Source organism: Actinophytocola sp., assembly GCF_050699935.1.
Classification (GTDB): Bacteria; Actinomycetota; Actinomycetes; order Mycobacteriales; family Pseudonocardiaceae; genus Actinophytocola.
The window spans coordinates 1-2,371 of the sequence record NZ_JBOHGB010000292.1; the positions used below are offsets into that span (position 1 = coordinate 1).

At 76.6% G+C, this 2,371-nt stretch carries 1 protein-coding gene; it reads left to right on the top strand.

Features of this window, described 5'->3' with window-relative positions; translation table 11 throughout:
- On the top strand, window positions 1-2,276 hold a 2,276-nt coding region (locus tag ACRDTB_RS37990; RefSeq protein ID WP_431437119.1), incomplete at its 5' end, for a hypothetical protein.
- Window positions 2,277-2,371 lie beyond the last annotated feature (95 nt).

Genomic DNA, 2,371 nt, shown 5'->3' on the forward strand with positions numbered 1-2,371 from the left:
CCGAGCGGCTGCTCACCCTGCGCCGGGTCGCCGACGACGCCGGCACCCGGCTCGCGGTGACCGCCCGGCTGCCGTGGCCGGTGGCGCGGGAGACGCTGCTCGACGCGACCCGCCGGTCCACCGCCGAGGAGCGGGCCGAGGGGTACACCTGCCTCATCCGCGCCGGCGCCGTCAGCCGCGACCAGGAGACTCTCACCGAGCTGCTGGGGTCGTGCAACCGGCTGCGCAACGAGCAGGACCCGGTCCGGGCGGCGGCGTTTCGCGCGCTGGCCGAGGTGCCGCCGCGGCTGTTCCGCCCGGCCGACGCGCCGGACCTGCTCAAACTCATGACCGACGCCGTAGGGGCCAGGGACTGCTCGTGGCAGACGCAGTCCAGCGTGCGCACGCTGATCTCCCGGCTGATCCGGCACGGCGCGCTGAGCGGGCAGCCGGCGCTGGTCGAGGTCGGCCTGGAGGCGTTCGCCCGGCTCGGCGACGAGCGGCCGTGGCTGGACCTGCACGCACTGGACCGCGAGCTGCCCCGAGGCGGCGAGCACCAGGTGTTCGAGGCCCTGCGGCCACGGTTGGACGCGGACGCGCGGCGCGGGCGGTTCGAGGTCACCCTGGCGCTCGCCCGCGGCCTGCACCGGCGCGCGTGGGACATGACCGGTCTGCAGGCGCTGCTCGACCAGGCGCGGCGGGCCTCCGACGACCACGTCGTGCGGCGGGCCATCGAGCTGTGGCTGGCCCCGCCCGCGACGCGTGACGAGCGGATCGGCGAGGTGTTCCGCGCGGACCGGTCGACGATCACGTTCCCGATCGTGTGCGGCGGCATCGGCTTCCGCCGCACGGACCTGCTGGACGAGGTGTTCACCAAGCCCCTGCACGGCCGGTTCCTCAAGCGGGGCGTGCGGTTCGTGCCGCGGTTCGCCGGCTGCTTCGACCGCTGGCTGCCCCGCCAGCACGCGGCGTACGCGACCCTGCTGGCGAAGACGGCCGCCCCGCGCCGGACGCGGAACACGTGGGAACGGGTCAACGCGGTACGCCAGCTGGGCCGGGTCCCGGGCACCGCCGAGCGGCTGCGGTCCTATGTCGAGGATGCGGATCTCGCGGTCGCCGAGGCCGCGCTGGCCGCGCTGGCGTGGACCGACGAGCCGGCCGAGGTCCTGGACGAGCTGCTGGCGCACGCGGACACCGACCGGGCGCGGGTGGCGGTCTACGCGGCCTCCCGGTGCGCCCGGTTCGTGCCGCCGGCCCGGCTCGGGTCGGCCCTGCACGCGGCGCTCGCCAGCCGGAAGGTGACCTCGCGGAAGGAGGCCGTGCGGCTGCTGGCCGTGCAGCACGCGCCGGACGCGGCGGCGACGCTCGCCTCGGTGTGGCACGAGCCGGACCAGCACCGCGACGTGCGGCGGGCCGTGGTCTCGGCGGCGCGGTGGTGCCTGCCGGACGCCTGGCCGCTGCTCGATGCGGCCGCGTCGGCCGAGCACGCGGTCGCCACGGCCGTGCTCGACCTGGACCCGCACACGCTCGCGCCCCGGCACCGCACGCGGTACGCGTCGCTGGTGCACACCGTCGCGGACGCGCCGGAGCCGGACACCGCCCGGCTCGGCCTCGCGACGCTGGCGCGCTGGGCACGGTGGGACGAGGCGGGCACGGAGATGCTCGTCGGACGGGTGGCCGACCTCGCGAACACGGCGAGCTGGCGCGAGGCCCTGGCCGCGCTGGTCGCCGGCTGCACGGCCACCGAGGACCCGGCACCGCTCGTCGCGGCCGTCGCCCGCTTGCTGTCCACTTCGGACCCGCAACCGACGGCCGACCGCGATCTTCCGGCGCGCCAGCGGGTCCAGGCCGTCGCCGGTCTGGTCCGGCGGAACGCCGACGAGGCCCCGAGCCTGCGTACGGTGGCCGCGGCGCTGGCCGGCGCCCTCGCGGCCGACCCCACACTGCGTGGCCCGATGATCGAGCTGGCGGTCACCGCGGTCCCGTTCGAGCCGGACGGCGATGGGGTGGCGCGGCTGCGGCGGGTGACGGAGCTCGCGGACGCGCCGCGGTGGGCCTGGCTCGCGCACGGGGCGGTACGGCGGCGGCTGCGCGGGCGGGTGGCCAAGCTGCCACAGACGCACCTGTACGAGCTGGCCACGTCCACCGCGCCGCTGCTGGGCCTGGCGATCGCGAGCCAGGCCGGCCCGGAGGCGGGCTGGCCGCGGCACTGGCGCACGTTCGTCACGGGCCTGCGCGAGCACGCGGACCCGGACGTCCGCCTGACCGCACTGGACACCTACACCACCCGCGAATAACCGCGAGTCCAACGCTCGGAACCCGCGAGTCCAACGCTCGGAACCCGCGAGTCCAACGCTCGCGACCGGCGAGTCCAACGTTCGGAACGTTGGAC